The organism is Streptomyces sp. URMC 126 (assembly GCF_051386555.1).
GTDB lineage: Bacteria > Actinomycetota > Actinomycetes > Streptomycetales > Streptomycetaceae > Streptomyces.
Map to the genome: position 1 here is coordinate 1 of NZ_JBPQTX010000371.1, position 6,425 is coordinate 6,425.

Genomic DNA, 6,425 nt, shown 5'->3' on the forward strand with positions numbered 1-6,425 from the left:
CCCCCGCACCACGCGGCACTCCCTGCCCCGGACCCGCCCGCGACCCGGCCGCGCCGGCCGCGTCCCGTGGGGGCGCCGCGCCTCCCGGGGGACTCACCCCCGGCTCCGCGCCCCGGGCGGCGGCGCGCGCGCCGCGTACGGAGGGCCCCGCGGTGCTCGCTCCGGGCCCGGGCGTCCCGGCCGTGCCGAGCCGGGGAGCCGTGTTCTTCCGCCCGCCCGTCCCGGGCTGGGGCTTGCCTCGCCCGTCGGCTGCTGCCGCGGTCCCGTCCGGTCCGGTGGTTGCGGCCGTACCGCCTACGGAGGGCGCCGCGGTGCTCGCTGCGGGCCTGGGTGTCCCTGCCGTGCCGAGCCGGGGGGTCGTGTCCTTCCGCCCGCCCGTCCCGGGCTGGGGCTTGCCTCGCCCGTCGGCTGCTGCCGCGGTCCCGTCCGGTCCGGCCGCCCCGCGCGGGCTCGGTGCGGGAGGGGTGTTTGTGTTCGCGTCCGGTCCGGTGGTCTTGGCCGTGCCGCGTACGGGGGGCGCCGTGGCGCTCGTGCTCGCCCGGGGCGTCTCGGCCGTGTCGTGTGGGGGAGCCGTGGGCTTGTTCCCGCCCGTCCCGGGCTCGCCTCGCCCGTCGGCCGCCGCCGTGCTCCCGTCCGGCCCGGTGGTCGCGGATATGTCGTCGCCTTCGGAAGACGCCGTAGTGGTCACCGTCGCTCCGGGGGTCGCGCGTACGGACGTCGGTTCCGTGCTCGGGACCGTTCCGCGCTCCCTCGTGGTGGGAGCGCCGCTCCCCACGCAGTGTGCCGCCCGTGTCGCCAGCAAGGTGCTGGAGCGGCCGTCGAGGTACGGCAGCAGGACGGCCTGGCCGCCCCAGGACGCCAGTTGGGCGGCTTCCGGGAGCTGTTCGACCGCGTAGTCGCCGCCCTTGACCCAGATGTGCGGGCGGAGTCCGGAGAGCAGGGCTTCCGGGGTGTCCTCGTCGAAGACCGCGACCGCGTCGACGCACTGGAGGGCGCGGAGGACTCTGACGCGGTCGTGGAGGGGGTTGATGGGCCGGCCGTCGCCCTTGCGGCGGCGGACGGAGGCGTCGGAGTTGAGGCAGACGATCAGGCAGTCGCCGATGCCCCGGGCCTGTTGCAGGAGGCTGACGTGGCCGGCGTGCAGCAGGTCGAAGCAGCCGCCGGCCGCCACGACCGTGCCGCCCGCCGCGCGGACCCGGCGGGCCAGGCGCAGGGCGTCGGTGTCGGTGCCGCCGGTGAAGGGCGGGGCCGGGCTGGGGCCGCCGGAGACCGCGCGGGGGCCGCCCTCCGCCACGTAGCGGGTGGCCGCCGCCACGGCCTCCTGGACGGCCTCGGCCGGCAGGGCGCCGTCACCGAGCAGACCGGCCGCCGTGGCGGCGAAGCAGTCGCCCGCGCCGCAGGCGTCGCCGCTGTGCCGGGCGGCGGTCGGCACGAGCAGCGGGCTGTCACCCTGCGAGAGCAGCGCGCCGCGCCCGCCGAGGGTGACCGCGACGCTCACCGCGTGCCAGCGGCGCACCAGTTCGGCCGCCGTGCGGGCGATCGCCCCCAGCGCGTCGCCGTCGGAATCCGGCACGTCCGCGGCGAACCGGCGGGCCTCCTCGCCGGTGGGCGTCACCAGCCGGGCGCCGCGTACCGGCGGCCGGCCGCGCGGGTGCGGGTCCCACACCAGGGCGGTGGCCGGGGCCCGGGCGGCGAGGGCGTCCCGCAGCACGTCGGCGGTGCCCCGGGCGTAGTCGGCGACGAGGATCGCGGGGGCCTCCGCGACGGCCTCCAGCGCCCGTTCGGTGGTGCCGGCCGCGCGGCCGGTGCCCCGGTCGAGCCGGACCACGGGCCGGCCGCCCGCCATCACCCGGGTCTTCTCCGGCAGCGGCCCGTCCGTCGGCAGCGCCACCAGCCGCAGCCACGGTTCGAGCAGCTCCCGCACCTGGCGGGCGGCCGGGTCGGTGCCCAGCGGCGTCACCAGCGTGACCGGCCGGCCCGCCCGCGCCGCCAGGTAGGCGGCCAGCGCGGCGCCGCCCGGCCGCAGCCGCTCCTCGCAGTCGTCCAGTACCGGGACGGGCGCGTCCGGCGCGAGCCGGTCCGCGGTGCCGGCCAGGTCGCGGTCGAGCAGCGCGTCGCCGACGACCAGCAGGGGGGTCGGGGTCCGGGACGTCATGGGGGCTCCCAACTGTCGTGTCACCAGGGCGTATCCGGTCTACGGGCCCGTCGTCGCCAGTGCCGCGTCGAACGCGGCGCACAGCAGGTGCACCGCGACCAGGTGCAGCTCCTGGACGTTCGCCGTCGTCCCCGCCGCCACGCACAGCCGCTCGTGGCCGGCGTCGGCCAGCGGGTTGGGCGCCGGGCCGGTCAGCGACCACACCTCCACGGCGGAGGCGCGGCCCGCCGCCGCGGCGGCCAGCAGATTGGGGCTGGCCCCGCTCGTCGAGAGAAGGATCAGGACGTCGCCGGGGCGCGCGTGCGCCCGCACCTGCCGGGCGAACAGCTCGTCCGGGCCGTAGTCGTTGACGATCGCCGTGCAACTGGAGGTGTCCGCGTGCAGGGCGATGGCCGAGAACGGCGGCCGGTCGTCGCGGTAGCGGCCGACGAGCTCGGCGGTCAGGTGCTGGGCCTGGGCGGCGCTGCCGCCGTTGCCGGCGGCCAGCAGCCGGCCGCCGGCGGACAGCACCCCGGCCAGCCGCCGCCCCCAGCGCTCGGCGACGGCCGCCTGCTCCGCGCGGAACAGCTCCAGGGCCGCCAGCAGCCGGCCGCAGTGGTCGCCGCCGGCGGTGTCCGGCGGCCGTACGGTACGGGTGACGGTCATCGCACACCTCCCGAGGCGACCGGGGCCGGTTCCGGGACCCGCCCCGCGACCTGTTCGTAGACCCGCTCGACCCCCTCGGCCACCGTCTCCCAGGCGTACCGGGCCACCGCCCGCGCCCGCCCCTCGCGGCCGAACGCCGCCAGCCGCTCGGGCGAGGCGAGCAATCCCTTTACCGCGTCGGCCAGTTCGACGTGGTTGCCGGGCGGCACCAGCAGGCCGGTCTCGCCGTGCGCCACCGTGTCCCGGTGCCCGCCCACGTCCGTGGCGACCACCGGGACGCCGCAGGCCATCGCCTCCAGCGGCACGATGCCGAACGGCTCGTACACCGGGGTGCACAGCACCACGTCGGCGCTGCGGATCAGCGCGGGCATCTCCTCGTGCGGTACGCAGCCCAGCGGCACGAACCGGTCGGCCACCCGCAGCCGGCGGGCCAGGCCCAGCAGCCGTACCGCCTCCGCGTCCTTGAGCAGCCCGTCGACGGGCGGCCCGCCGGCCACCACCAACTCGGCGTCCGGAATGCGCTGGAGCGCCTTCAGCGCCAGGTCGACGCCCTTGCGCGGGACCAGCCGGCCGATCACCAGCAGCCGGTGCCGGGCCCGGCGGGCCGGCGCCAGCGCGATCCGGCCGCGGGCCGAGAAGTGCTCGGTGTCCACACCGCAGGGCACCACCGAGCAGCGGTCCCGGCCGATGCCCATCAGCTCCAGCTCGTCCACCTCGTCGGAGCAGGTGGCCAGCACCCGCGCGCAGGACGCGCCGATGGTCCGCTCCACCTCCAGCCGCTCGGGCGGGCTGGTGTCCGCCTGGCCCTGGTGGCGACGCTTCACCGTGCCCAGCGCGTGGTACGTCTGGACGACGGGCACCCCGAGCCCGTGCGTGCCCATCAGCGCCACCAGGCCGGACATCCAGAAGTGCGCGTGCACCACGTCCGGGCGGTCGTGCCGCCACGCGCGGGCCAAGTGCCCGCCGAAATGCGGCATATGGGTCAGCAGCCGGTCCTTGGGCACGTACCGGTCCGGGCCGGCGCGCACGTGCTCCACCACCGCCCCGGACGGCAGCGGCACCCGGTCGGGCGACGCCGCGTCGTCGCGCCGCGTGTAGACGGTCACCTCGTGGCCGCGCTCGGCGAGCAGGTCCGCCAGCCGTGCCACGTAGACGTTCTGGCCCCCCGCGTCGGGGCCGCCGAGCGCGGCGAGCGGGCTCGCGTGCTCGGACACCATGGCGATCCTCATCGCGTCACCTCCTTGATCAACCGGTCCCAGTCGTCGAGGAACCGGGGCAGCCCGTACCGGGCCAGGGCCGCCTTCCGGGCCGCCAGGCCCGTCTCGCGGGCCCGTTCCGGCTCGGCGACGAAGCCGCGGACGGCGTCGTGCAGCACGTCCAACCGGTTGGACAGCACCCCCGCGCCCGGCGGCACCGCCTCGCACGCCTCCGTGGTGGCCAGCGCCACCACCGGCATGCCCAGGTGCATCGCCTCCAGCAGCGACAGACCCAGCGACGTCCAGCGGACCGGATGCAGATACACCCGGCGCTCGGCCAAGGCGTGGTGGAGCGCGCTCTGGACGAGCTCCCGGCCCCGGCAGCGGTCCTCCGGGACGCCCAGCTCCGCGGCGATCCCCTCCGTCCCCATGCCGAACACGTCCAGCGGCGCGGCCTGAGAGAAGTACGGCAGCAGGTCCGTGCCGGTCGTCCGGCCGCGCCGCAGCGGCTCGTTGACGACCACGGCCGCCCGCGCCAGCCGGCCCGTCCACAGCGGGCCCGGGTCCACGATGCCGTGCTCGATCACCGCCGTCGGCGTCGTCCCGCAGTCCCACATCAGCCGGTTGAAGTGCGTGACGTGGACGATCGTCAGCTCCGGCCGGTCCGCCGCCGGGTGGCGGGTGTCCGGCACCGGCCCGCCCGGCGCGTTGTGCTCCAGGTACACCGTGGGGACGTCGACGCCCGGCCGGCGGCCCAGCCACTCCCGGGCCAGCTCGATCTCGTGCGGGCGCTGGAGGACCAGCAGGTCGACGTCCGTGTCCCGGAGCTCGTCCGGGGGCAGCTCCACGACCGACTCCGGCCAGTCGAAGGTGGCCGCGCGGCCGAGCCCGTCCGGGCCGCGGTCCGGCGTCACCGGCACCAGGTAGGTGTGCGGGCCCTGGACGAACGCCGTCGTCCACGAGCCGTGCACGTGCCACAGCAGGATCCTCATGGCGTGCGCTCCGTCCGTTCCGTCGGGTGGGTCTCTCGCGGGGGTTCCAGACCGGGCGTGCGCCCGGTCAGCTTCTCCACGGCGGCCAGCACGTCCTCCGCCGACACCCCGTTCAGGCACGGGTGGCCGGGGACCGGGCAGACCCGGGCCCTGGTGCCCGCGCACGGCGCCCGCTCGTCCCCGAGGAGCACGTGCGGCACCCCGTACGGCGCCCAGCGCTCGGCGGGCACCACCGGGGCGAACAGGCAGACGACCGGCGTGCCCACGGCCGCCGCCAGGTGCGCCGGGCCGGTGTTGCCCACCACCACGGCGGCGGCCCGCGCCAGCACCCCGGCCAGCTCGGCCGGGCCGGTGCGCCCGCCCAGGTCGAGGGCGACGCCGCCGGCGACGGCCGAGGTCAGCTCGCGCTCCCCGGCACCACCGGTCACCACCACCCGGTAGCCCGCCCGGACCAGCGCCCGGACCGCCGCCGCGCACCGGTCGGCGCCCCAGCGCCGGGCGGGCACGGCCGCGCCCGGATGCACGGCGATGTATCCGGGATCCGGCAACTCCGCTATCCCGGGCTCCCGTTCGTGGACGGCGAGGCGCCTGTCGTCCCCCTCCGGCAGCCGGAAGCCGGCCGCCTCGGCGAGGTCCAGCCCGGCCTCCGCCTCGTGCCGGCGCGGGCCCCGGCGGTGCCGGACGTCCAACAGGGCGCCCGGGTAGTCGACGCAGTCCGCCGCCAGGCGCCCCACCCCGGCCAGGCGCAGCAGCAGGGCCAAGGGCAGCGGGCTCTGGTGGAAGGAGGTGAGGATCAGGCCGACGTCCGGCGGGTCCGCGGCGATCCGCGCCACGAACGCCTCGACATCCGCCCGCTCCACCGCCGGCGGCTCGAAACCCACCCACGGCGCGTCCCACACCACCACCTCGTCCACGCCGGGCAACATCCGCGCGGCGGGCGCGCCGCGCGGCCCGCACAGCAGTGTCGTCCGGTCGGCCCCCGCGGCGACCGCCCGCACCGCCGGACCGGCGAGCAGGACGTCCCCGAAGCTGTCGAGCCGGGCTACGAGCGCTTTCACGGCCGGCCCCCTCTCGCCGGGCCCGTGGCGGAACCACCCGAGCCGGCGGCCCGCCCCGCGCTCGGCGCCGCCGCCCCGGCCCCGGGCCCCGGCCGCCGGACGGCACGGACACCGCCGTCGTCGTACGGTCCCGGGCCCGGGCCGCCCACCCCGGCCGACCCGCCGACCGGCCGGGGCGCGCCGGCGCCGGCCGCGTCACCACCCGGCCGCCTGCCGCCCGGCGCCGGCCGGACGGCGTCGGCCGTTCCGGCGGCGGGGTCACCGGCCGTGCCCGGCGTGGCCGGGCCAAGGCCCCGGAGCGGGGTCCCGGCCGGGCCCCGGACGCCGCCGGCGCGGGGGCGGGCGCCTCCGACCGTGGCCGGCAGCGCCTTGCGTACCC

At 78.2% G+C, this 6,425-nt stretch carries 4 protein-coding genes and 1 pseudogene; all 5 read right to left on the reverse strand.

Going from position 1 to position 6,425, the window contains the following annotated elements:
- Positions 1–781 precede the first annotated feature (781 nt).
- A pseudogene (gene rfaE2 / locus ACSNOK_RS29330) lies at positions 782–2,155 on the reverse strand (D-glycero-beta-D-manno-heptose 1-phosphate adenylyltransferase); the annotation flags it as partial.
- 39 nt (positions 2,156–2,194) lie between these two features.
- A complete protein-coding gene (locus ACSNOK_RS29335; RefSeq protein ID WP_436783823.1) occupies positions 2,195–2,800 on the reverse strand; it encodes a D-sedoheptulose-7-phosphate isomerase in 606 nt (201 codons plus the stop codon).
- Entirely contained in the window at positions 2,797–4,029 is a 1,233-nt protein-coding gene (locus ACSNOK_RS29340) for a glycosyltransferase (RefSeq protein ID WP_436783824.1), read from the reverse strand. Before ACSNOK_RS29340 ends, ACSNOK_RS29335 begins: the two co-directional genes overlap by 4 nt.
- A complete protein-coding gene (locus ACSNOK_RS29345; RefSeq protein WP_436783825.1) occupies positions 4,026–4,988 on the reverse strand; it encodes a glycosyltransferase in 963 nt (320 codons plus the stop codon). Before ACSNOK_RS29345 ends, ACSNOK_RS29340 begins: the two co-directional genes overlap by 4 nt.
- On the reverse strand, positions 4,985–6,046 hold the full coding sequence (locus ACSNOK_RS29350) for a glycosyltransferase family 9 protein (protein ID WP_436783826.1): 1,062 nt from the start codon (positions 6,044–6,046) through the stop codon (positions 4,985–4,987). The genes ACSNOK_RS29345 and ACSNOK_RS29350 overlap by 4 nt, the downstream gene beginning before the upstream one ends.
- Positions 6,047–6,425: the final 379 nt, after the last annotated feature.